The following is a 22,492-nucleotide window of genomic DNA, read 5'->3' as shown; positions in this document are numbered from 1 at the left end:
TTTTTTGGTCTATACCAGTTTTTTTATAATGTTAGGCCGGATAAATGACAGTTTGGTTACAGTCAAATTAAGGAAATAATAAGAAATTATTAATTGGTCTATACCAGCTTGATTCAACAAAATCTGTCGGTAAACTAGCGGAAAAACTTAATGGAAGCCCAGTGATGAAAAAAGACTCAAGCATTGCCGAACCCTGTATTGAGGTTAATAACATGCCTTCAATCCACCAGAGTAATATTAAGCTGCATCAGGTGCCGGTAATTCCCGCCACTCAGGCAAATTTTTCCCCGTTTGGCCGCTTGGTTAAAAGCTATGATAATGAGCAAGTGATCATTGAAACCTGGCCTGCGCCCGGCTGGCGTAAGGTCGAACAAGGTACGGGTAATGAAGGAGGCATCACCGAAGGCCGGTTTATTTTCGAGCGAAAAGGAGGTTTGATGCTGGCGCGAAATCATGCGGTAGACGGCAATTATATCTCCGGCTGGTTTGCCGATCCGGCAACAGCATCCGAGTCGCAAACCGATATTGATTATAGCCGGGTGCTGATCAGGGAGGCTAACTATCACCCGGACGGCGGCCAGGTATTTTATCCCGCTGACGGCACTCCTTTTATCGCCTTGCTGGCATTACCGGGGGATGATATTTCGCCGGATGACTTTGTCGGCTTTTATTGTGACGGCAGTTTCGGTATTCAAATCTTGCCGAATATCTGGCACCAGCCGATATTTCCCCTGGCGAAAAATGCGAATTTTCAAGGTAAACAGGGCAAGGTACATGCTTGTATTGCCTGTGATTTTGTTGAAGAGTTTGGTTGTTATTTAAGCCTTGAGTTGGCTCAGCCTAAGTAAAATCATGTTAAGAAAAATTAAATGAAAGTAGGGCATAACCAGGGGGAATGCCTTGACAACTGCGTGTTTGAGCTTGATTTAACTCCTATCGATATTGACGCTACCAAAGTTTGGCTAGCTTTTTAGCATAATAAAAATTGCCTTGCTGCACACTGCTAATAGAAGCATGCCGATAACTTCTGTTAATAGTCAGGTGCAGCAATTTGCAAAATAAGCGCTTGCTCCGAAAATTTTTGCCCGAGGGTCATCGCTAGAAATAGCAATAGCATCACTTCGATTTTTCATTTGGGGTGTATGAGAATTGCTTGTCATATAAAAAAACACAGCGCGAGCACTTCTCAAAAAATTTATTTTTCTTTAAATCGGCTTTAAAACTTCGGCTTACGGGGCCAGCCAAAATAGACCTGAGATCACCATTGCGCTTGAAGTTGCCAAGTTCCAGCCCGAGGCAATTAGTGACACTGCCATCACCATAGATACGACAATCTGACCAGGGAATTTTACATGCGCCATAGCTTGATTTATTAAAGCTGTCGGTGTTGAGAATATTTAACTTATCCAGTTCCTCAGCCTGATTGAAGTCAATAATTTTTGGCCGAAAATAACTCTTGATGTCTCGTGCCTGATTGTAATGTCGGATCTTTTCCAGCATAGCCATGATCACATCCCAGTTTTTATAGTTTGGCGGGGCTTCTGGAATATTGAGGGAATCATAGGGGCGCATTTTATCGCATAGCTGCATTTCTGTGCCGTTTAAGGTGCAGTAAGTTACATAATCACATTCAAGTTCTTCATGGAGAAACCTGTGTGTGTCAAATAAATCATGCGCTGTTTCATCTAACAATACGCAAGCAGCGCCAAGTTTAGGCTTATTTGCTTTGTGCTTTCGCTTTTCATTGTAAGATTTTATGCCATCGACCAGGCGGGTCCATTGCCGCTTGGTAAAATCCCGGTTGTAATTGCCGATACAGTCAATGGAAACGGCAATATCTTCCAACTTATCTGCTTCGAGTAAAACATCAACTTTTTTTTGTGTTAATAGGGTGCCGTTGGTCACTATGGTGCAGCGAAATTTATTGGCTATGTAGGAATATATTTCGTCAAAGTGATTGTAGAACATGGGCTCGCCGCCAAATAAAATAACCCTGGAGTAATCAGGCAGCTGATCGGTAACTTGTTTCCAGTCATCCAAACCCATTTTAAACTTACCGCAGTGCTTTTCAAGAAAACAGAAGGGGCAATTTAAATTGCACTCATTGGTCAGTCCCAAAACATATCGGACCGGCATATTGAAATTTTCATCCCTGTAAATATCACTGATTAAATTATTTTCCTCACGGAACAAACGGGTATCATCGTTCGTTGTTTTCATCGACTTTGTACCTGAAATATCATGTTAAAAAAGGGAGTTAATATCACTTTTGAGCATATAAGGTTGTGCAGAAATTCTTTTTGATTCTGGTCAATTTTTCTATCGACAGCTTAGCAAATGAGTACGACCTGCTTTTATAGTTTCCTGAATATGATGAAACGCAATAAATCATATTTAAGGGGCTTTGATTGCTGGTGTTGATTTTTAATGATATTGTCTTGTTATTCATTGGTTAATTTTTTGTTTGTTTGTTTGTTTGTTTGTTTGTTTGCGCTGCGTGTGGTGCGCAAACAGTAATGATGATTTTGTCGAATTTGAGCGAACAAGGAGTTCCATATATGAATAAAAGACTAATAACGTTATTACTCAGTGTAGGAGTAGGAGTTGGTATGCTGAATTCGGCATCAGCAGCTGAGGGTTTCCTGTCGTATTATTGCGGGCAGCAATATGATCTTTGCATCAGTTCAGGTGAAAACCGCGTGGAATGCGGAATCCAATATAAATCCTGTATGGTGTTCTAATCACCCGTTTATTAAGGCCATTATCAGCATCAAATCTGATAATGGTGGTTAGTACTGACTGCTGGCGCTTGTGTTACAGCTGACATTAACTGCCCAGATAAAGACCTTATCTCTTTAAGTTTATTGTCGAACAAACGAATATATTGGCTAATGTAAAAAACGGATTATGCTTGATATAAATCAGTTTGGCTGTTCAGCATAGTTTCTGTTAAATCAATAGATTTAGAATCGAATAATTAGGTGCTTATGCGTTGGAATAGAAATAAAACACATGCTTTTGTTATCGTAGCATTACTGCTTCTCATACAGTCATGCACAATATTTAGAACACATATAGATACAGCCTGCGCAAGTCAATTTGCTAACCAATATACAAGCCCCAAAAAATCTCGCTTTGTTCTCCCCTGGAAAGTAGGTGAAAGTTATACGCTAACACAGGGAAATTGTACTATGGAGTCACATAACCTGGCAGAAAAACAACATATGTCTTTCGATTTCAAAATGCCTGTTGGAACTCCCATAGTCGCAATTGACGACGGCCGTATTGTTCTGGTAACCGAGAATTTTAAAGATAACAAGGATAACGAGTCTTTCCAATCCAATTTCATCGGCATAGAACATGAAGGCGGCATTCTTTCCTGGTATGGGCATTTGATGTTTGAAGGGGCAATAGTAAAAGCGGGAGACAAGGTATTACAAGGCGAGGTTATCGGTTATAGCGGCAATACGGGAAATTCAGCATACCCGCACTTACACCTTTATGCTCAACAAATCACAGAAGATTGTTTTGATGCTGAAAACTCGGCTGTGAAATTGGAACTTTGTCCGCCAATTCCAATATCATTTAAAAATGCAAATCCAAGTCAGGCAATACTAACAGAATTTAAAACCTATACTGCCTTGCCTTATGAGAGTTGAGGTGTGGTGATTGGAGTGAAATTTAATAACTTTATGAAAAGTTAGCAAAAATTCTCGTACTATTAGCAAGGCGTTATATTTACGCCCGTCAGTTGGGAGCAAATATGTCAAATATCTTTATATCTCATTCATCAAGTGACAAACCCTTTGTCAAGAAACTTGCTAGCGCACTCCTGTCTGAGGGATTTCCTGTATGGCTGGATTCCTGGAAACTTGAATTGGGTGATTCGCTCATCGACAAGATTTATGACGGGATTGAGGCCAGCAGCCTGGTACTGCTTGTAGTATCCAAGTCAGCGATAGAATCAGGCTGGGTAAACCGGGAAATCAATGCGGCCCTGGTCAAAGAAGAAACGATAGGGCGCAAATTCTTGATCCCCTTAAGGTTAGACGATTGCGAGTTTCCTTTGAAAATTGCTGATCGTCTCTATGGAGATTTCTCCTCTTCATTCTCTGCCCCGCTTTCTCTGCTTGTTGAACTGCTGGACAAATATGGCGGCAGAAATATACAGCCGCCAAAAGAACGTGAATTACTCGCTCTTAGTTTCTCGCGAGAGGTTCATTTGAATACCTCATCCTTAACTAAGGCAATAGATTGCATTGCTTCTCGTCAGGACGCTTTGTCACTGAGCAGCGATCAAATTGTGATAAGCAATGATGAGGAGTACGAAAGGCTACTCAGTCGATTACATCAGCGCATTGATAATATTGAAACAGACCCGTACTTTAGCCCGGAGCTGGAAAGCGGGCTTAGCCATGCACTTGATTTTGTTAAAAGCGGAGAGAAAAATATCCGCAAAGGAGTGGCGTTAATGGTAAATCACGGCTGTTCCTCTGAGGCCATCTACTGGTTTGCCAAGGTATTGCGTGCGCAAATCGTGTATAAATTATGGTTCGTTCAATCCCCGGAAGATCCCCAAAATTCTGAATATGGCAGAATGTGGCAGTCGGCATCACTTGGCAGCAATGTCTCTGCTGCTAACTTCTTTGAGGTTTCGTCTGTTGAATCCGTTGTTGTGTGGCAGGCCTCGTCCCCTGATTTAGCTTTTAATTTGTGGGTAGGCGAAGATGAGATAAAGCGGCTCAAAAACGAAGAGGGCGTCTATGAGGGGCCTGATGTCCTGATAGAGGTCTGTAATTACAGAAATCTCGATAAATATGTGTATCCTCAACTAGTTATAAGGCATCTTGTTAATGGCACAACCCCAGTTCCCTGGAAGCTTGATGCTTCCGATGTGCTGGCAGGTATCAGCTGAAATTCTTCCCAAATTTAATCATAAAAAAAGACTATTTCGCTATTGATTCAGCCCGCTTAATAGTCTTTATTTATAGTGCTACCCCTTCAACCAAGGAGAGCATTTACCTCAATATTTTCTATTCAAGCACCGCTGTTATCATGTAAGTAACGCGATAACAGCAGTAACCCAAGTCGCAACCCCTGAGTGCGCACACACCCAGAGGTCGCTAACCACAACGAACTAGCTAGGAGTAAGTCATGGCTGAATATCATCATACGTCAGAGCCAGGCCCGGCAAAAGTAAAATATCCTATTTATCGACAACTTACCGTGTTGGAAACCAGCTGCGAGTCAGCAGGTAAAACCCGCGGCATCGGCATTAACTATGTTCCTGTGAACATTGAACCTTGTGTGGTACTCAGGGGGAAATGGCTGCGGCGGGCCGGTTTTTCTGTTGGCCAGAAAGTTAGTGTTATGGTAAATCAGGAGGAAATTGTCATCAAACCTAAGCACGTCGCACCTGAATAGGTTTATCTAAACTCGGCCATCAGGAAGCAGTATTGGTAAGAGTGCAGTCGGGCGGTTGCGGTTAAACACAGCTGCCCGGCTTGGTTTAGCTTCTCTGGTGGATAGGGGATGGGTAGAAGCATTGCATCAGTAATTTTGAGTATTATGGCGAACTTTTCTTATTAGACAATATAAAGCGGTATTTCATGCAGTGAAAATGCTAGAAATTGTTTATAAAAAACTGATAATGCTAATAATTGTTTAGAATAAACTGATATGGTTGGATAATTGTCTATTGTAATTAATTCGGTAAAATCGTCTTGAATTGGCTTCAAGAGCATTGGCCTTTCTCTAAAATTGCATTTCCCGGTAGAAATATTACCTGGAAAGAGTGGGCTAAAGAGCCAAAATGTCGTTAGCCGCTTAATGTGGTGTTATGTGTTTCTCAAGTCAGGGTAAAATGAATCAATGGAAAATATATTTGCGCATTACGGGATTGATTGGTTTGCAATTGCTTTAAGCTTGTATGCCGTATATCTGCTTGGAAATAAGCAAAAATCAGGTTTTGTTATATTTGCAATTTCAAACGTGTTTTGGATTGTGTTGGGTTTGTTTTTTATGTCTAGCTACGGTATGGCTATCGGCAATTTTGCCTTTTTCCTCATTAATGTCAGGGGATTTATCAATTGGAATAAGGCGGCTTTAAAAGAAGAGTCTGCTGCATTAAATACATAACAGGGACTATGGTGCCAATTCCTGATTTTTAACTCATTTTAGGAATTTATATGACACCATCTCAGACCTTTACTTTTTAAGGGCAATCTATTCTCTTCGCCGCTATGTCCTTTAAAAGCAGAGTTGCATTGGTTTACTTACTAAATACCACGGTTTTTTGGCCGTGTAGGAAGATTCGGTGTTCGATATGACAACGAACCGCTCGCGCCAGGGTTAAACATTCTATATCACGTCCCTTTGCGGCCAGGTCTTGTGGGTAATAGCAGTGATCAACCGTTTCTACGCCTTGGCTAATAATCGGCCCTTCGTCAAGATCGTCACTTACATAATGTGCTGTAGCGCCAACTAGCTTAATGCCGCGATCATAAGCTTGATAATAAGGCCTTGCGCCCTTAAAACCCGGTAGCAGTGAGTGATGGATATTAATTGCTTTACCTGAAAGTTTTTCGCACATGTCACTCGATAAAACCTGCATATAACGTGCTAATACCACCAGGTCGGCTTCACAGTCCTGGATGATTTTCCATACTTTTGCTTCCTGTTGCGGTTTAGTTTCTTTGCTGATTGGCAGGTGGTAATACGGAATGCCATGCCATTTAGCCAGTTCCTCTAAATCAGGATGGTTAGAGATGATCGCTGGAATCTCTATCGCCAAATCACCCGTGCGGTACCGGTATAATAAATCGTTAAGGCAATGGTCGTGTTTCGAGACCATAATGACGACTTTTGATTTAAACGGGCTGGAGGCAAGTTGCCATTGCATATCAAATTCACTGGCCCGCTTATCAAATTCGCTGCAGAACGCATCGCGATCGAATACTTGTTCTTTATCGGGCCTGAATTCCACACGGATAAAGAAACGCTCTTTATCGGTATCATCGAACGAGTGAATTTCATTGATATAAAATCCCTGCTGATATAAAAAACGGGTAACAACGTCCACCGTACCGGGCTGGCTAGGGCTGTCTGCCGTTAAAATGTGGGTTTGTGGTGCCGGTGTTGTATCGGACATTTTCGATCCTTTATTGTTAATAAAAAGCCAGTTAGCACTCATAAGTTCTAGCTGAGTTGCTTTTATTGAAGTAAGTATTGCTCCTTTTAATACATCAAAAACGGCAATGCAAATCTTACTGGGGTTTATTATGCATTTAACAATGCTTGGGTTGTATGCTTTATGGCTCTACACCTTTAAAACCAATTTAGCTTTGGCAGGTTTAAGTGCTGAGCTAAAGCAAATCTATGTATTATCAAATTACTTTGGTAGCGGTCTGGGGCAAGCTGTTTGGCAATGCGGTCGAGCAAGCCATAAAAAATAGCCATAAGAAAGAGATGTCAGTAATACATAGAGACTCGTATATGAATCAAGCCCTTGCCCCGGCAGGGTCACCAGGGCAAAGGCGTAATTTTTACTGAAAAAGATTGGTAATGCTGTCTTGCATTGATTTAAAGGGCCAATCAGGGTCACGCTTGTTATGCTTGTCTAAATCTGTTTTACCTTCCAGCCTTTTTATTGCATTAAGCACTAAGCCGGTATCACTTGATGACAAGCCGGCAGACAAATCTAATGCCTGCTCATAAAACCCTTTGGCGGAATCAGACTCTCCCTGGATATCCAGGCATACGCCTAAGTTATACATCAGCGCCGGAGATTGGCTATAATCAGATGCCGCTTGTTCGAATTTTGCACAAGCACGGTCAAGCATGTCATTTTCAGCAAAAAATAATCCCCGGTCAAAAACGCCTTTTACTGTTTCAGGCATTGCAGTGTTATCACCATCAATCAGCTTTAAATTCAGCAAAAGTGAGTAAGGGGCAATATCCCTTCTCATTTGTGCAAATATGATATCGAGTGAATCACCGACCAGTGCACTATTTGATTTGAACGTTTTATTTTCCTCATTTGGACATTCTTTAAAGGTAGCGCTTGCTTTATAGGTTTTTGCATAAACTATCTCGCCGCTCTCTACCTTGGTTGCTTTGGGGGTGAATTCAACATTTACAGTTTTCTTTTCACAATCAACAGTTATTTCATCGTATTCATAACAGCCGCTTCCTTCTCCCAGGAAATTCGTCACTTTTTCCGTGGCTTCGTGCTCTTTAAGACATTCTCCTCGAACCTTGGCCTGATAAGTGGATGTTTCTATATCTGAAACTTGGTAATGAGCCATGAAAACGGTATCGGCGCTCACTGAGCGTCCCAATTTTATCGCGGTTTCTTCATCAGAAGTTGCCTGAGATGAGATCTGCTGCTCTTCCTTCTCACGCTCAATGTGGGATTGGTCAATCACGTTAAAATAGCGCTCTCCGTCAACATCAATATTGGCAAGAAAAGCCTCAAATTTTGGCAAGGCATCCTTCTTAAGGTCGCTATACCAGGGCTTATCTGTGCCATCAACCTGGATCACCGCGATACTTTTTACTCCTTGCATACCATTAATTTTGGCTGGCATCAGCACTGATTTTTTAGCACTGGGGGTTGATAGACAACCTGTGATAACAGTAACAGCGATTGCTGCAATTAATAAATTTTTCATTAGATAAGGTCTCACTATGTTTGGTTAGTTTATTGAATGTTTTATTTCAGCTTCTCGCTCCTCCTTAGTTGTGTGGGCCTTAAACTCTTGATAGGGAAAATTTTGTTCTGTCGGCTTGTCTTTTAAGCGAGATTTATCAACGACATGCTTGAAAAGTACCTCAACAGCATCCGGGCTTAAAGCAACCAGGGTGCAGTAATAATCGACATTATTAATGGTGGCAATGTCGAACTTAACGGCCCGGATACCATTTAAGGTTTCGCTGGTGAGCTGCCTGGAAATTGAAGTAAAAGTTGAATTTGAAGTTGTACTATCGTTTAAATCGCTTCTGCTGTCATAGGTTTTGTCCAACGCCTCAGCCCAGGTTTGCACTTGCTGAGCCAGAAAGGTACGGGCATTGGCAGTGGCTTTTTTTTGGTCAGTGGAAATGTTTCCTGAAAACTTTACACAATTCGATGCCGCAATCCCGTCCTTAATCACAGGGTTGAAAACCCATTGAGGAATATGACTTTTTGGGCTGACAGGTTGATTTACTTCTATTTTTTCACTTGAATGGCTACAGGCACTGAACAGCGTTGTTAAAAGCATAACAAGAAATATTGGTTTCATCGGTCAATTTCTCATTTGCTGCTAAGTAGATATAACTCCTCCCTGTGTTGTTTATTCCCTATACATATATATCTAGCAAAGCAGTAAAGCTAAAAATACTGTTTTTTATGGTGTGTATCAGCGCATAAGCATTGTCATGAAACATCACCTCAAAAGGTGGCAATTTCAACTTTTTCATTGAAAAATCATCAAGAGTTGAAATTTTTAACCATTAAAAACAACAGTTTCGTGAAGTAATTATTCATTACTTATCGTCCGTCACGATTGTGCACATACCTGATAATGATGAGCCTGAGTCAGGTTCAAATGTTAACTTATTACCATGGCCTCAATTGAGAAGCTTTGAATGCACTTGGAGTCATAGTGTCTCAAAGCAGTAAGTTCTCGCACTTTAATTATCAAAAACTTTCCCTGTATTCCTGGAGCCCCATATAGTGATAAAAATAAGCAGATAAATTTGATGGAATATGCAAATGGTTGAGTATTTCTGTTTGATTTAAAAAGAGTTTATTCAATCGTAATTCTGTGTATCTGGCTCTTGGCCTTTTGTTATTACCAGCAGGTACCGAAAAGTATTTAGCCGCATGCAATAATGTTGCGTAAGACTATTAAGTAAGGTTTAAACAGCACAAAAGCTTGGCGGGTTAACGGTAATAATTGTTTTAGTTATGCCACAATCTTATTTTTTATAGTTTCATGTGTTTAGTGGCCGGAAGCTCGTTAATTGCGCAAAAGCAGCGCCTGAACGCTGTTGGCAAGGGGCTGTGCTTTGTACTAACAGGGTTATTACTGCCAGCCACTTAATTGAATTTTATATAAGTAGAGTTTGATGAAGCCTATTGTTTGCAGACGTAAGTTAAAGTGACAAACTATCCAGCCATTGTTTTGGCGACATGCCGCAGGTTTTCCTGAACACCCGGGCTAATGCCGATGCGGTATCGTAGCCGACGCTGTTGGCAACCAGGCTGACGCTTTTGCCCTGTTTTAATAACGATTGTGCGGTAGCGACACGCCAGCTCACCAGGTAGTCGTTGGGGGTCTGGCCTATCACTGTTTTAAATATCTCGGCAAACTTTGAGCGCGACATCAGGGCCAGTTCGGCCATTTTATTTAACGACCAGTTCTCCTGCGGGGCATTATGCAGCTGCTGTAAGACCTGTTTCAGCTGCGGGTGCATCAAACCTGCTAACATTCCACGGGCAAGCTCTCCCTTGACCAATAATGACCGCAGCATATTGATAATGAAAATCTCCATCAGACGGTTCATGACCGCCTGACGTCCCTGTTGTTCATCGCCTGCTTCGCTGATTATCCAGTCAATATTGGTTTGTAAAAACGGCGATGACTCTAACGGCAAGATCAACATGTCGGGTAGGGCATCGGCCAGCAAACTGGTACTGCTGCTGTCGTAAGTGATGTTGGCACAAATCAACTCGGCATTATCTATTTCGCGTGCTTTAAGGCTGTGTTTTGTCGGCCGCGGCAAAAAAATGATGGAAGGCTGGTCAAGCACAAGTGGCGACTTGTCCAGGCCGTTTACAGCCAGTACGCCGCTGCGCAATAAGTGGATATGCCCTTCTAGGGCTTCATTTTCATTGAAGTGCGACAAACCACAAAGCTTGCCTGTGTAGAAAACGCCGGCGGTTAATTTGAAGTGGTCAATGATTTGTGAAAGGTGATCCATGACATCTCTGGACGATTTGACTCAAAGTTCGGACGATTGTATCCCACAGCCCCGTTATTCAACAGTATTATTTCTCCCGTCCTTAACAAACAATACCCGAGGAAATTTTATGTTTACCACACGTTTAAAGTCTGCTTTAGCTGTTTCTTTGTTTGCTGTTAGCAGCCTGTCATTTGCGGCTGACATCGACATGAACGCAGATGCCAATGACTTGGCCATTAAAGGTTACGACCCGGTGAGTTATTACACCATGACAGCGCCGAAAATGGGCAGTGCTGATTATACCGCAACCTATAAAGGCGGCATATACCGCTTCAGCAGTGAAGAAAACCGCGACATGTTTAATAAGAATCCGGCCAGGTACGCGCCTCAATACGGCGGTTATTGTGCCTTTGGTGTCGCGATGGAAAAGAAATTTGATACCGACCCGTTAGCCTGGAAAATTGTTGATGGAAAACTTTACCTCAACCTCAATAAAGACGTGCAAAAGAAATGGCTGACCGATGTGCCCGGCTACCTTGCCCAGTCAGACGATAACTGGCAGGACATCAGAAAAGTGCCGGCGGCCGAACTTTAATTTTGCCAGCTAGACGGCGAACGCAAAAGTTTATTACTCCTGAAAACAAGATGTTTTCAGGGGCGTAAATCAGTATTAATTTCAGGAGAGTCACATGAGTCATAAATTAGCCATATCAACCGCACTTGCCGCCACTTTAGCTTTAGGCGTTTTATCCGATGCCGAAGCGGCGGAAAGACGGGCGAAAAAAGAGAAGTGTTACGGCATCAGCCCGGCAGGACAAAACGATTGCAGTAATTTGGCGGGAACCCACTCCTGTGCCGGGCAATCAACCGTTGATAACGATCCGGGCGAATGGCGCTTAGTCACCAAAGGTTTGTGTAAAAGCCAGGGAGGATACACCCGCAAAGAAGCCCGTGAAATTATTAAGCAGCTGAAAAAAGCTAAATAGTGCCCCTTTTCGATATTACTGGAGAAAAACATGATGTTTCCTACACAGTTGAAGACACCGACAGACTTGCCGAAAATCGGTGTTGGTTTAAGGCATGTGCATTATCAAGATGCCTTAGACACTCCAGCTAATATCGACTTTATTGAACTGCATGCAGAAAACTTTTTTGCTGCAGGCGGCGTGAGCCGGGCGTTGCTGGCTGATATCAAGCAACACTATGATATCAGTTTGCATGCCACATCACTCGGGCTGGGATCGGCTTTGCCGGCGCCGCAGGCACAAATTCAGCAGCTGGCCGATTTGATCAGGCTTTGCCAGCCGATAATGGTGTCCGATCATGCCTGTTTTAGCTGGGCTGAGATAAACGGCCAGCCGGTTCACGGCGGCGATCTGCTGCCTGTGCCTTTTAATGATGAAACCTTGGCAGTGATGGCGGCCAATATCAGCCGGGTGCAGGCGATATTAAAACGGCCCATTTTGCTGGAAAACCTGTCGGCTTACCTGGTATTGCCCGGTTCTACCTACAGTGAAAGTGAGTTTTTAGTGGCACTTTGCCGCTTAACCGGCTGCAAGTTATTAATCGATATTAATAACTTAGTGGTTAATGCTCAAAATCATGCCTTGTTGCAGCCAAATGGCGGCAAGCTTGATGTTATCGAGCATACCAAGAAATGGTTAACTACTATCCCTCAAGATTGTGTCGGTGAATTGCACCTTGCCGGTTGTACTCCTGTGGAGGAAGGAGAGCTGATGATAGATGATCATAGCCAGGCGGTCTCTCCCGAGGTCTGGACTTTATACCGCTTTGCGTTGGAAAGATTTGGCGCTGTCGCCACCCTGATCGAGTGGGACAATGATCTACCTTGCTGGCAAACCCTGGTTGGCGAAGCGGCTAAAGCAAAAGCTATCGCCTTGGAGGTTTTTAAAGACGTGTATAGTGCTGACACACAGGTTTCGGAGCAGGTACCGGGTGCGCATCATCAAGTCATGGCGGAGGCGGTAAATTATGGCGCTTGAACATCAGCAATCAAGTTTACTTGAAGCTATTTTTTCACAAACCCGTCCCGGTGCGCCAATCACTGCACAGGGACTGGCGATTTATCAACGAAGTTTGCTTAACAATGCCTGCTTTGCATTAAAAATCACCTTCGCCACGGTACATTCGTTTGTTGGTGAAGCGGTGTTTCAAGGCTTGGTAAAAAATTACCTGCAAACCGGGTTTAAGAGCGAATATGACTGGGGAGAGTTTGGTTTTGATTTTCCGCACTTTATTGCCGGGCAAGCCATTAACCATGCTGCATTGCTTGCCTCGCTTGCTGAGCTTGATTATGCCTGTCATCAATGCGAGCGCAGTGAAAATATCAGCCGGGATCTGGACTCGCTTAATTTATTGTCAGGGCAAGATCCATATCGGCTTTCCCTGAGCTTAAGCGCCGGTACCCGGGTAGTAAAGTCTGCTTTTCCCTTAGATGTGATCATCAATGAAATGACGCAATTAAGTAAAGAAAACCCAAGTTTAACGCTTAAGGAGATAGACATGCACTTAGGCTTTTGTTCGCAAAAATATCGGGGAAAGTCTCAAGACAGCAACAGGGAAAATAACGGTGATAAGGGCTTCTATTACCTTGTCTGGCGCCCGCATTTTCAGGCGCAATATGCCTCAATTACCGCTGCTGAATATCAGTGGTTACAGCTGTGGCTGTCGGCTAAGCCTGATCGGGCTTTATCCCTCGGTCAGGCATTAGATCAGGTCAGTGAAGACTTCGCTATTGTCGACTGGCTGCCAAAAGCCATCGAACAACAGCAACTTAACGGCGTTTATTTAACGCCGACGGCTTAACGCCACTTAGAGTTAGGCTAAATAACATTTATCTATCTTAGCGCGCCGGTAAGCGATCGGCGTCAACCACAGGAGTTATTATTATGACACTGCTAGAAGCCAGGTTATTACACAACCGGATTTTAGATTTCAGCCATTATTTGCTTTCACCGGCGAATGTCCTGGTTCGGATTTATATTGCCGGTATTTTCTTTAAATCGGGACTGACCAAGTTGCGCGATTGGGAGTCGACTCTGATGTTGTTCGAATACGAGTATGAAGTTCCGTTATTATCCCCGGCTGCCGCCGCCTGGTCCGGCACCTTAGGTGAGTTGATATTGCCGGTATTATTGGCTTTAGGTTTGTTCACCCGGTTGTCGGCGCTGGGATTGTTTGTGGTGAATTATGTCGCGGTATTGAGTTTGGTGGATATCAGCCCGGCGGCGTTAAACCAGCATGTGCTATGGGGCAGTTTATTGGTGATGCTTGTACTGCTTGGCGGCGAACGTTTCAGCCTGGACCGCAAATTGAAAATATCGTAGTGAGATGAACTTGCTGAGAATGAATCCGGCTGGTTTTGCAATGTTCATTGCATTTCCAGCCGTTTTTTATTGCCGGTTCAAGACGAATACAGCGAAATTACTTTGAAGTCAGTATGGAAAAGTGCTGATCTTTAATCAGCCTAAATTTGGTGGGACTCGGACCATACCCTTAGGTCTTCTAAAAGGCTCAGGGCGCTTCTGCCAAATTCGGTGAGCTCATAGGTTACTGCAACCGGCCTGTCATTAATGACGGTACGTAACACCATGCCTTCGCTTTCTAATTCTTTTAACCGTTGATCGACCATTTTCTTACTGGCGCCGCCGAGCATGCGGGTTAAATCATTAAAACGTACGGGTTCATCTTTTAACTTATAAATAATAGAGCCTTTCCATTTCCCGCCAATTAAACGCATGCCCTTTTCGATCGCACAAGGTTCAGTACAGGCGTTTAAAACTTTTTTTCTGCCGTTACTATCTGTTTCTACAACACATTTTTCCATTTATCACCAGTGTTAATCCAGGTTACCAAAAGTAAACTAATTGATAAGGTTTATTAGGTAACTAAAATATACCACAGGCTGGAAGGGAGCGAAATCATCTGATTCAGCCAATATTCGCTGTTTTCTAATGCTAATGCTGACTTGGTTAAGCTGGCTTCAACTATGCTTTATGGCATAGGTGATAAACCCGGATGTCATATTTCAAGTTTTAGCCGTAGCTAAAGCCTTAGTACTCACCACCTGTGGGCGCTGATCTTGTGATTGCCAATGCCAGGCAACGGGTTTTTCTGGTGCAAATTGCCGAAAACAGCGGAGGTTTATCTAAAGGCATTTTTACAAGGCAAGATTTATGAGTAATCAGTTATCTCATCTTTTAACACAGTGGTATGCAAAGAAAGATCAGGGCGAATGGGTATTAGGCACCATTTATGATCATAACGGCCCTTGTTATCGCAAAGCCGGTGCTATGATGTTATTCAACAGTTTCGGTCAGCAATTTGGCATGTTAAGCGGTGGCTGCTTAGAGTCGGACATTGCGAAAAATGCCCGTAAAGTGATGCAAACCGGGCAAAGCATGCTGCTTTGTTATGATGGCAGCGACGAAGATGACTTGTCTTTTCAGCTCGGCATTGGCTGTGGCGGTACCCTGTATATCATGTTGCAGCTGATAAATAGTGATAACAACTACCTTGAGCTCTCCTGTGTATTTGATGCGCTAAAAGCCAGGAAAACCGGGATTTATTATCAAAGAATTCCAGATAACGGCGAGCCTGATCAAGCCAGTTTTGAATTATCCGTATTTGCTGATAAAAACCCCCGGGCAAAGTTTGCTCCCCGTAAGCATAACAATGAAATAAGCCAATGGTTAGCAACACCTGTGGTTGCCGAGCCGCATATCCTGGTGGCGGGCGGCGGTTTTGACGCCCGTCCGGTGGTTGAAATTGCCTATCAGTTAGGCTGGCGCGTGAGCCTTTGGGATCCCAGGCCGGCGAATGCAAGAAAAGAATACTTTTTAAAAGCTAAGGATATCATTTCCGGCGACGAGCAGGCGCTTAGCTCCTTTATTCAAGCCAATCAAATAGATGCGGCTGTGGTCATGACACATAACATCAGCCTGGACGCTAAAGCCGTGACGGCCTTGCTGACATCTTCTATCAGTTATCTGGCGTTATTGGGGCCGGCACACCGCAAACTTCAGGTGCTGGAGCAAGCCAAGCTGGCGCCTGAACAGCTACCTTTCCCTTTGGCAGGCCCTGCCGGTTTAGATATAGGCGCTGAGCTGCCTGAAAGTATTGCGCTGGCTATTTTGAGTGAATGCCATGCCAGTTTAAAACAGAAAACGGCGAAATCTATCAGTGGAGTTTTAGGGCAAACGCCGGTGGTTAATCACCTTAAGCGCTTGGCCTAACTTTTTTAATACGCCCTGTGCTTTAGTGAGTAACTTATTGTTAATTCATGAAATTACCGGGTTTTATATGATGAGTAGGAAAAATTATGATTGAATTTATGCTCAATGGTAAAAAAGTGACCACTTCGGTCGCCCAGGATACCCCGTTACTTTGGGTGCTTCGTGACGAATTTAAACTCACGGGCACTAAGTTTGGCTGCGGTATTGCCATGTGCGGGGCCTGTACCGTGCATTTAGGTGATCAGGCCACCCGCTCTTGCGTGTTACCTGTGAGTGCTGTTGCCGGACAAGAAGTCAGGACAATAGAGGGGCTGGAAGGGAAACATCCTTTACAAAAAGCCTGGGTAGACGAGCAAGTGCCCCAGTGCGGTTATTGCCAGTCGGGGCAAATTATGCAGGCAGCGACTTTGCTTGCCACCAATGCCAATCCGTCTGATGACGATATTGTCAATCATATGAATTCGAACCTGTGCCGCTGCATGGCCTATAAACGTATCAAATCAGCGATAAAAACCGCGGCTGCAACGTCTGCCGGGACAGTTGAAATTTATGATCCGCAATCAGAGAGTGCCAGGGAGTTAAGCGAATGAGCAAGCAAAAAAATGAGCAGCAAAATGAGATAGATGCTTCACGGCGTCGCTTTATGATCGGCAGTGTCGGTACTTCATTACTGATGGCCTTTGGCGGTGTCTCGGGTTTGGTCAATTCGCCTTCGGCACAAGCCTTACTGGCCAGTAAGTCGTTCAGCCCGAATGTCTGGATAGAAATGAACAGCGAGGGCGAAGTGCTGGTAAATATTGCCAAGGCCGAAATGGGGCAGCATGTTGGCACGGCCTTCGCGCGCATTGTTTGTGATGAGCTGGGGGCTGACTGGTATTCGGTTCGTATCCGCCATGTTGATACCGATCCTAAATGGGGCTTTATGGTCACCGGCGGTTCCTGGTCGGTATTCCAGAACTTCAAAATGTTGTCACAAGCCGGTGCTGCCGGACGGATAGCCTTGATAGAGGCCGGTGCCAAAATGTTGGGGGTGAGTCCCGAAAGCTGCGATACCGAGCAGGGCTTTGTGATCTCCGGTGACAAGAAAGTAAGTTTTTCTGAGATCATCCAGCGCGGCAAATTTGATAAAATCTTAACGCCGGAAGAGATAAAAAACCTGCCGTTAAAACCGGTGAAGCAGTTGAAGCTGGTGGGGAAAAAAAGTCAGGCACTGGATATCCCGGCGAAAACCGACGGCAGTGCCAAATATGGCATAGACGTGGAAGTACCGGGCATGGTGTATGCGCGTCCTATTGTGCCGCCGACACGTTATGGTAGCAAGGTTATAGAGGTAAAAGATCAGGCAGCCAAAGGCATTGCCGGTTATTTAGGTTATGAGATCATCACAGACCCCAGTGACATGATACAAGGTTGGGTTATCGTGCTTGGCGAAACTTATGCTGCGGCCATGAATGCTGTTAAGGCGATAAGCGTTTCTTACCAAAAAGGCCCCACAGCTGCAGTATCGGAAGAAGATATCCAGCAAGAAGGTACCCGGCTGGTTAATGATAAAAACCAGGGAGTGCTGTTTGTTGATGAAGGGGATGTTGGCGCGGTTACAGATCTGACAGAAACTCACTTAACTTCGACCTATAAAACAGCGTCTGCTATTCACTTCCAGCTGGAGCCCTTAAATGCAACGGTAGAGTTTATCGACGGCGTCTGTCATGTCCATAGCGGCAATCAATGGCAGTCGCTCACCTTACCGGCGGTAGCAAAAGCACTCGGTTTACCGGCCGAAAAGGTGGTGATACATCAGTATTATCTTGGCGGTGGATTTGGCAGGAGGCTTTTTGGCGATTATATGCTCCCGGCAGCTTTAGTGGCGCAGAAAATCTCGAAGCCGGTGAAACTCATTTTTACTCGTGAAGATGACTCTATTTTCAGTCAACCGCGTTCACCGTCGGTACAACGCTTTGACGCCGCTTTTGACGGAAAAAATGCCTTACTCTCGGTTGAGCATGCCCTGACGGCAGGCTGGCCAACCCTGTCGATGGCACCGGGCTTTATGCCGGACAGTCTCGATAAAAAAGGTAAAATAGATCCCTTTTCAACCAGTGGTGCGGATCACTGGTACAGCATAGAGAACCATAGGGTTCGGGCGATCAATAACGATCTGGCACAGCGCACTTTCTTACCCGGCTGGTTACGTTCGGTTGGCCCCGGTTGGATCGGTTGGGGAGTTGAGTCTTTTATGGATGAAATTGCCCATCAAAGTAAACAGGACCCGTTAGCGTTTCGTTTAAACCTGCTTGACGGCAAAGGGAAAAATAAAGCCGGTGCTGAACGCTTGGCGCATACCCTTAAACAGGCGAAAGAAGCTTCCGGCTGGGGAGAAAAACTGGCTGCTGATGAGGGCATGGGCGTTGCGGTTTGCGCGGGCCAGGAACGTACTATGCCTACCTGGATAAGCTGTGTCGCAAAAGTTAAAGTTAACCGTGGCACAGGTGAAGTTACCCTGAAAAAACTCACCCTGGTGGTCGATTGCGGATTGGTTGTCCATCCTGACGGGGCATTGGCGCAGCTTGAAGGCTCGGTACTGTGGGGCGTGAGTTTGGCCTTGCATGAAGGTAATGCTTTTAAAGAGGGCAAAATATCAGCGACCAATTTAAATAGCTATTCTCCCCTTCGCATGAATGATGTCCCTGAATTGGATATTCGTTTTGTTGAAAGCGAAGAAGCGCCGGTTGGTTTAGGTGAGCCCGGAGTTATTGCCGTAGCTCCGGCGATAGGCAATGCTATTTTTGATGCGGTTGGTGTCAGGGTACGTGACTTACCTATTCGTGCCGACGAAGTTAAGCGCCTTTTAAACAGCTAGGGAAACTTAGCTGCCCTTGATGAATCTGCCCAAGTGGCAATAGCTCTGTTTAGGGCTGCCACCTGCAATAGGGAGTGAATCCGCTCCCTTATCCCACAATGATTTTATAAAAGCGATGGACATGAGGATGATTTATTACAATGACTCCTCATTAATAGCAGTTAATTTTTATAAATAGTTCAAAATATATCCTTTAAAAGTTTGAAACTAAAAAGCTTTACGGTAGATAATGGAGCAATTAAGTAGATGGAATTACTGAGATGTCTGCATAATAAACGTTAGCTTTAGGGACAGGAAGTTACAGACTACTTGCTCACTGCCATAAGTAGGCGCTTATTGTTTTGACTCACCCTCTTTAATCTACAACAAAAATACATTCTGTTGAAAATTAAGAGTACCCGTACTCTGCAACCAACGGCAAAAGAGAGCAAGGGAAAGAAATGTCACTACCAAAGCTGTTCATAAGTTATAAAAGTGGCCACCAGGCCAGTGATGGGGTCATTCAAGAGATTGAAAAGGAACTTGGCCAAGATTTTGACTTGCTACGCGACGCTGATATGGAAGTTAGCAAACGCTGGACGCGTGAACTCTATGATTGGCTGCTTGGTTGTGATGCCGCCATTGTTATTCTAAGTAAGGAAGCCAACGCTTCAGACTGGTGTCGAAGAGAGTGGGCGGTACTTGTTGCCCGCTGGAATATAATGGATATCCAGGTGATTCCTGTTTGCGTTGAAAGTGAATTTTTTGATACGGGGATACTTGATGAAATTCAAGGTACTAAGGGGGTCATAACTGCTGATAATTATCTCGAAAAAATAAAAACTGCCTTATCAGGTGTTTCCTCTCAAGAACGTACTGCAAATGATTATCTGGCAGCCCATCAGGCATGGCTCTATTGGCAATATCACGATGCGCCAATATTTCAAAAAGAACCTTATGCACTTGCCGATGTTTACATTGAACCGGAGTGCGGGTCATTGCTGTGGGAGCAGGTTCAAAATGACAAAAAAGATCCTTTTCAAGAGAAAGGTGAATGTGGTGGGCGAGAGCCCATGCTTGAAACCGTACTCTCTTTGATGGGAAATTCTGATTTTTCAGATTTAATTACCATTCAAGCTGGGCCTGGTGCAGGTAAGTCGGCCTTTACCTATCGACTGGCAAGTAAATTAATTGATGAAGGTTTGCAACCAATCATCATTAAATTTAAAGACTTACGTTTAAGTAGTTTTTCAACGGTAGATGAATTACTGGATGATGCAATCCGAATCGGCTTTGCTGATGAAGACTCACCAAACCCGGATTCAGAGATCATTAATACTCTGCTTGAAGAGAGAATAAAGTTTCAGCAAGCTGAAATTTGTAAAACAGTTATTATCCTTGATGGTTGGGATGAGGTAAGTCTTACCGGCAACGTCTCATTTAAAGCTCAATTATCTACATGGCTGCCAAAAATACGTGATTATTTCATCAAGAAACGTGGCGTAAAGATGCGTTTGGTATTGACGGGACGTCCTTCAAACGAGGTTTCTCACAGTGGAGTTCTGCGAAAAACTACACCAATACTTACCATGCGCGCCATGCGTCCGGAGCAGCTACAACAATATGCAAAAAATATTTCTCAGTACCTCCTTGATGCGCAAAATAACCCCTGTGGAGAGATAGGAAAGACTGCCTGGTCAATTGACCTGCAAACACTTAAACCTGTGTTTGATCATTATGAGGCTTGGTTTAATGAAGAGCAGCAGAATTCTGATTCTACAGGGGATTTTCTCGGAAATCCTTTGTTGGCATACCTTTCATTCAGAGTTTTTTCAGAAACAGACAAGTTACCTCAAGATCTTATCAGCAAGCCCACGGCGCTCTACCATGAATTAATCAATATTACAGTGAAGCATGCCGGTAAGGGACAAGATGAAGACCTGGAAGATGCTGCTCACCGTGGTGGAGAAAATTTGCGGCGGTTATTACAAGAAGTTGCAGCGACCATCAGTATACTGCGAGGGGAGTCAGTCTCTTTTACTGAGTTAGAAGCTCGCTTTGAAGACAGCGAATTACCCATACTAGAACATTTATTGAGTAATTGGCACCATCAAGCGGATACAGAAACAGCATTACAAGAGCTGGTTATCAATTTTTACTTTAAAGGCGGCAATACCAACCTTGGCTGTGAGTTTCTACATAAAAGTTTTCGTGAATATTTGTTTGCAGAAGCAATCTTTTCAGCGCTGCTAGATGTCGCTAAAACACAACAAGGCCTGTTTGAACCACATAAAAATTATGACTATTGGCAAGATTTTGACCGTGGCACCCCTGAGTACGATCTGTCAAGACGACTTGCTTATTTATTGTCACCGCAATGGTTAACAGAAGAAGTAAGAACTCATTTATTTTGGTTAATTGAAAACCACATGGCGTCAAACCTTAATCAGTGGCAATGGTTACGGGATGCCGTTTTATCTGTTTATGCCTGGTGGGCTGAGGGGGCTTTGCTTCGGCACCAGCCTACAGGAAGCCGTGCTCGTTCACGCTGGGAAGAGCCTTATATTGATGCGCTCTTTCAACAAGTGATTCCATTTGATACTAATGATGATTTGGCTCCAATCCGCACAAGTGTGCTGGACTCCCATTTGGGGCATGCACTAATGCAAATAACCGCATATATTTTTGAGCGACTATCGAAGCGACTAAGCCCTGAAAATAACCTTAAAAAGCGGGAGCTAACCTATTGCTCAGATCTGGGGCGCACTCTTCGCTTTCAGCCTGGCGGTGTAGGTTTTTTCAAAGCATTAATTTCTAAGTTTACAACTGAAGGGTGGGGGAAGCAGGACATTAACCTTATGTTTTTAGAAAGGATTAAACTTCATAAAAATGAGTTTTCAGGGTTTATCATGGCAATCGGTTGTGATTTACGTGAGGCAGATCTCTATAACGTTAATTTGGCACAGGGTAATTATACAGGCTCAAATCTTAGTAACGCTAATTTAAGCAAGGCCATTCTCATGGGAGCATTCCTATCGGGAGCTAATCTCAATGGAGCTGCTCTCAGCAGAGCTGATCTCAGTAGAGCTTATCTCATAAGAGCTGATCTGAGAAATGCTGGGCTTTATCGAGCTGAACTCTATCGAACTGAGCTCGATAGAGCTAATCTCAGTGGAGCTAATCTCAGTGAAGCTAATCTTAATGAGGCTAATCTCAATGAGGCTAATCTCAGTGGAGCCAATCTCAGTGGAGCTAATCTCAGTAGAGCTAATCTCAGTGAAGCTAATCTTAATGAGGCTAATCTTAATGAGGCTAATCTCAGTGGAGCCAATCTCAGTGGAGCTAATCTCAGTGAAGCTAATCTCAGTGGAGCTGATCTCAGTGGAGCTAATCTCAATGGAGCTGATCTCAGCGATGTTATCGGTTACAGCTCATAGTCATAATCTGGAGCACT

General features: G+C 43.9%; 21 protein-coding genes. 15 read left to right on the top strand and 6 right to left on the bottom strand.

Going from position 1 to position 22,492, the window contains the following annotated elements:
* Window positions 1-164 precede the first annotated feature (164 nt).
* The gene (locus QL234_RS12325) at window positions 165-848 is read left to right on the top strand and encodes an ureidoglycolate lyase (RefSeq protein WP_281558140.1); all 684 of its coding nucleotides are present in this window, start codon (window positions 165-167) and stop codon (window positions 846-848) included.
* Window positions 849-1,116: 268 nt separating this feature from the next.
* Here QL234_RS12325 and QL234_RS12320 read toward each other — a convergent pair whose 3' ends face one another.
* Entirely contained in the window at window positions 1,117-2,220 is a 1,104-nt protein-coding gene (locus QL234_RS12320) for a radical SAM protein (RefSeq protein ID WP_281558139.1), read from the bottom strand.
* A 971-nt stretch (window positions 2,221-3,191) separates the two neighbouring features.
* On the opposite strand from QL234_RS12320, the gene QL234_RS12315 reads away from it, so the two are divergent.
* From QL234_RS12315 to QL234_RS12300, 4 genes are all read left to right on the top strand, one after another.
* Window positions 3,192-3,659, top strand: a complete 468-nt coding sequence (locus QL234_RS12315; RefSeq protein WP_281558138.1) for a M23 family metallopeptidase — start codon at window positions 3,192-3,194, stop codon at window positions 3,657-3,659.
* Between the two features lie 104 nt (window positions 3,660-3,763).
* Complete coding sequence (locus QL234_RS12310; protein ID WP_281558137.1) at window positions 3,764-4,915, top strand: toll/interleukin-1 receptor domain-containing protein; 1,152 nt, start codon at window positions 3,764-3,766, stop codon at window positions 4,913-4,915.
* Window positions 4,916-5,154: 239 nt separating this feature from the next.
* A complete protein-coding gene (locus tag QL234_RS12305; RefSeq protein ID WP_281558136.1) occupies window positions 5,155-5,424 on the top strand; it encodes a SymE family type I addiction module toxin in 270 nt (89 codons plus the stop codon).
* Between the two features lie 447 nt (window positions 5,425-5,871).
* The gene (locus tag QL234_RS12300; RefSeq protein ID WP_281558135.1) at window positions 5,872-6,138 is read left to right on the top strand and encodes a nicotinamide mononucleotide transporter; all 267 of its coding nucleotides are present in this window, start codon (window positions 5,872-5,874) and stop codon (window positions 6,136-6,138) included.
* A gap of 133 nt (window positions 6,139-6,271) precedes the next feature.
* Here QL234_RS12300 and purU read toward each other — a convergent pair whose 3' ends face one another.
* Window positions 6,272-7,150: a formyltetrahydrofolate deformylase gene (gene purU, locus QL234_RS12295; RefSeq protein ID WP_281558134.1), complete on the bottom strand. Its 879-nt coding sequence runs from the start codon at window positions 7,148-7,150 to the stop codon at window positions 6,272-6,274.
* Between the two features lie 130 nt (window positions 7,151-7,280).
* Between purU and QL234_RS12290 the strand changes: the two genes are divergently transcribed.
* Complete coding sequence (locus tag QL234_RS12290) at window positions 7,281-7,454, top strand: hypothetical protein (protein ID WP_281558133.1); 174 nt, start codon at window positions 7,281-7,283, stop codon at window positions 7,452-7,454.
* Window positions 7,455-7,544: 90 nt separating this feature from the next.
* Here the strand turns inward: QL234_RS12290 and QL234_RS12285 are convergent, their stop codons facing one another.
* The 3 genes from QL234_RS12285 to QL234_RS12275 form a co-directional block, all read right to left on the bottom strand.
* Window positions 7,545-8,672 (bottom strand): hypothetical protein, encoded by a 1,128-nt coding sequence (locus QL234_RS12285; RefSeq protein WP_281558132.1) that lies wholly within the window; start codon window positions 8,670-8,672, stop codon window positions 7,545-7,547.
* A gap of 24 nt (window positions 8,673-8,696) precedes the next feature.
* On the bottom strand, window positions 8,697-9,281 hold the full coding sequence (locus tag QL234_RS12280) for a hypothetical protein (protein ID WP_281558131.1): 585 nt from the start codon (window positions 9,279-9,281) through the stop codon (window positions 8,697-8,699).
* A gap of 856 nt (window positions 9,282-10,137) precedes the next feature.
* Window positions 10,138-10,965, bottom strand: a complete 828-nt coding sequence (locus QL234_RS12275; RefSeq protein WP_281558130.1) for an AraC family transcriptional regulator — start codon at window positions 10,963-10,965, stop codon at window positions 10,138-10,140.
* A 109-nt stretch (window positions 10,966-11,074) separates the two neighbouring features.
* On the opposite strand from QL234_RS12275, the gene QL234_RS12270 reads away from it, so the two are divergent.
* The 5 genes from QL234_RS12270 to QL234_RS12250 all read left to right on the top strand — a co-directional run bounded on the left by QL234_RS12270 (window position 11,075) and on the right by QL234_RS12250 (window position 14,294).
* The gene (locus QL234_RS12270) at window positions 11,075-11,542 is read left to right on the top strand and encodes a YHS domain-containing (seleno)protein (protein WP_281558129.1); all 468 of its coding nucleotides are present in this window, start codon (window positions 11,075-11,077) and stop codon (window positions 11,540-11,542) included.
* 94 nt (window positions 11,543-11,636) lie between these two features.
* Complete coding sequence (locus tag QL234_RS12265) at window positions 11,637-11,933, top strand: DUF2282 domain-containing protein (protein ID WP_281558128.1); 297 nt, start codon at window positions 11,637-11,639, stop codon at window positions 11,931-11,933.
* 30 nt (window positions 11,934-11,963) lie between these two features.
* On the top strand, window positions 11,964-12,950 hold the full coding sequence (locus tag QL234_RS12260) for a DUF692 domain-containing protein (protein WP_281558127.1): 987 nt from the start codon (window positions 11,964-11,966) through the stop codon (window positions 12,948-12,950).
* Window positions 12,940-13,773, top strand: coding sequence for a putative DNA-binding domain-containing protein (locus QL234_RS12255; protein ID WP_281558126.1), 834 nt, complete (start codon window positions 12,940-12,942; stop codon window positions 13,771-13,773). Before QL234_RS12260 ends, QL234_RS12255 begins: the two co-directional genes overlap by 11 nt.
* An 83-nt stretch (window positions 13,774-13,856) precedes the next feature.
* On the top strand, window positions 13,857-14,294 hold the full coding sequence (locus QL234_RS12250; protein WP_281558125.1) for a DoxX family protein: 438 nt from the start codon (window positions 13,857-13,859) through the stop codon (window positions 14,292-14,294).
* Window positions 14,295-14,434: 140 nt separating this feature from the next.
* On the opposite strand, the gene QL234_RS12245 is transcribed toward QL234_RS12250, so the two are convergent.
* Window positions 14,435-14,794 carry a helix-turn-helix domain-containing protein gene (locus tag QL234_RS12245; protein WP_044833790.1) on the bottom strand — a complete coding sequence of 120 codons (360 nt, stop codon included), beginning with the start codon at window positions 14,792-14,794 and terminating at the stop codon, window positions 14,435-14,437.
* 349 nt (window positions 14,795-15,143) lie between these two features.
* Here QL234_RS12245 and QL234_RS12240 point away from each other — a divergent pair, with 349 nt between their 5' ends.
* The 4 genes from QL234_RS12240 to QL234_RS12225 all read left to right on the top strand — a co-directional run bounded on the left by QL234_RS12240 (window position 15,144) and on the right by QL234_RS12225 (window position 22,475).
* Window positions 15,144-16,202 (top strand): XdhC/CoxI family protein, encoded by a 1,059-nt coding sequence (locus tag QL234_RS12240; RefSeq protein ID WP_281558124.1) that lies wholly within the window; start codon window positions 15,144-15,146, stop codon window positions 16,200-16,202.
* Window positions 16,203-16,288: 86 nt separating this feature from the next.
* Entirely contained in the window at window positions 16,289-16,792 is a 504-nt protein-coding gene (locus tag QL234_RS12235) for a (2Fe-2S)-binding protein (RefSeq protein ID WP_044833792.1), read from the top strand.
* Window positions 16,789-19,059 (top strand): molybdopterin cofactor-binding domain-containing protein, encoded by a 2,271-nt coding sequence (locus QL234_RS12230; RefSeq protein ID WP_281558123.1) that lies wholly within the window; start codon window positions 16,789-16,791, stop codon window positions 19,057-19,059. The genes QL234_RS12235 and QL234_RS12230 overlap by 4 nt, the downstream gene beginning before the upstream one ends.
* Window positions 19,060-19,499: 440 nt before the next feature.
* A complete protein-coding gene (locus tag QL234_RS12225) occupies window positions 19,500-22,475 on the top strand; it encodes a pentapeptide repeat-containing protein (protein ID WP_281558122.1) in 2,976 nt (991 codons plus the stop codon).
* Window positions 22,476-22,492 lie beyond the last annotated feature (17 nt).

This window comes from Thalassomonas sp. RHCl1 (assembly GCF_947387555.1).
In the GTDB taxonomy this organism is placed as follows: Bacteria; Pseudomonadota; Gammaproteobacteria; order Enterobacterales; family Alteromonadaceae; genus Thalassomonas.
This window is presented reverse-complemented; position numbering and strand designations above follow the sequence as displayed.

Excerpts from the sequence above, each read along its gene's own strand:
- QL234_RS12325 (WP_281558140.1), top strand. The coding sequence starts at position 165 with ATGAAAAAAGACTCAAGCATTGCCGAACCCTGTATTGAGGTTAATAAC.
- QL234_RS12320 (WP_281558139.1), bottom strand. The coding sequence starts at position 2,220 with ATGAAAACAACGAACGATGATACCCGTTTGTTCCGTGAGGAAAATAAT.
- QL234_RS12315 (WP_281558138.1), top strand. The coding sequence starts at position 3,192 with ATGGAGTCACATAACCTGGCAGAAAAACAACATATGTCTTTCGATTTC.
- QL234_RS12310 (WP_281558137.1), top strand. The coding sequence starts at position 3,764 with ATGTCAAATATCTTTATATCTCATTCATCAAGTGACAAACCCTTTGTC.
- QL234_RS12305 (WP_281558136.1), top strand. The coding sequence starts at position 5,155 with ATGGCTGAATATCATCATACGTCAGAGCCAGGCCCGGCAAAAGTAAAA.
- QL234_RS12300 (WP_281558135.1), top strand. The coding sequence starts at position 5,872 with ATGGAAAATATATTTGCGCATTACGGGATTGATTGGTTTGCAATTGCT.
- purU (WP_281558134.1), bottom strand. The coding sequence starts at position 7,150 with ATGTCCGATACAACACCGGCACCACAAACCCACATTTTAACGGCAGAC.
- QL234_RS12290 (WP_281558133.1), top strand. The coding sequence starts at position 7,281 with ATGCATTTAACAATGCTTGGGTTGTATGCTTTATGGCTCTACACCTTT.
- QL234_RS12285 (WP_281558132.1), bottom strand. The coding sequence starts at position 8,672 with ATGAAAAATTTATTAATTGCAGCAATCGCTGTTACTGTTATCACAGGT.
- QL234_RS12280 (WP_281558131.1), bottom strand. The coding sequence starts at position 9,281 with ATGAAACCAATATTTCTTGTTATGCTTTTAACAACGCTGTTCAGTGCC.
- QL234_RS12275 (WP_281558130.1), bottom strand. The coding sequence starts at position 10,965 with ATGGATCACCTTTCACAAATCATTGACCACTTCAAATTAACCGCCGGC.
- QL234_RS12270 (WP_281558129.1), top strand. The coding sequence starts at position 11,075 with ATGTTTACCACACGTTTAAAGTCTGCTTTAGCTGTTTCTTTGTTTGCT.
- QL234_RS12265 (WP_281558128.1), top strand. The coding sequence starts at position 11,637 with ATGAGTCATAAATTAGCCATATCAACCGCACTTGCCGCCACTTTAGCT.
- QL234_RS12260 (WP_281558127.1), top strand. The coding sequence starts at position 11,964 with ATGATGTTTCCTACACAGTTGAAGACACCGACAGACTTGCCGAAAATC.
- QL234_RS12255 (WP_281558126.1), top strand. The coding sequence starts at position 12,940 with ATGGCGCTTGAACATCAGCAATCAAGTTTACTTGAAGCTATTTTTTCA.
- QL234_RS12250 (WP_281558125.1), top strand. The coding sequence starts at position 13,857 with ATGACACTGCTAGAAGCCAGGTTATTACACAACCGGATTTTAGATTTC.
- QL234_RS12245 (WP_044833790.1), bottom strand. The coding sequence starts at position 14,794 with ATGGAAAAATGTGTTGTAGAAACAGATAGTAACGGCAGAAAAAAAGTT.
- QL234_RS12240 (WP_281558124.1), top strand. The coding sequence starts at position 15,144 with ATGAGTAATCAGTTATCTCATCTTTTAACACAGTGGTATGCAAAGAAA.
- QL234_RS12235 (WP_044833792.1), top strand. The coding sequence starts at position 16,289 with ATGATTGAATTTATGCTCAATGGTAAAAAAGTGACCACTTCGGTCGCC.
- QL234_RS12230 (WP_281558123.1), top strand. The coding sequence starts at position 16,789 with ATGAGCAAGCAAAAAAATGAGCAGCAAAATGAGATAGATGCTTCACGG.
- QL234_RS12225 (WP_281558122.1), top strand. The coding sequence starts at position 19,500 with ATGTCACTACCAAAGCTGTTCATAAGTTATAAAAGTGGCCACCAGGCC.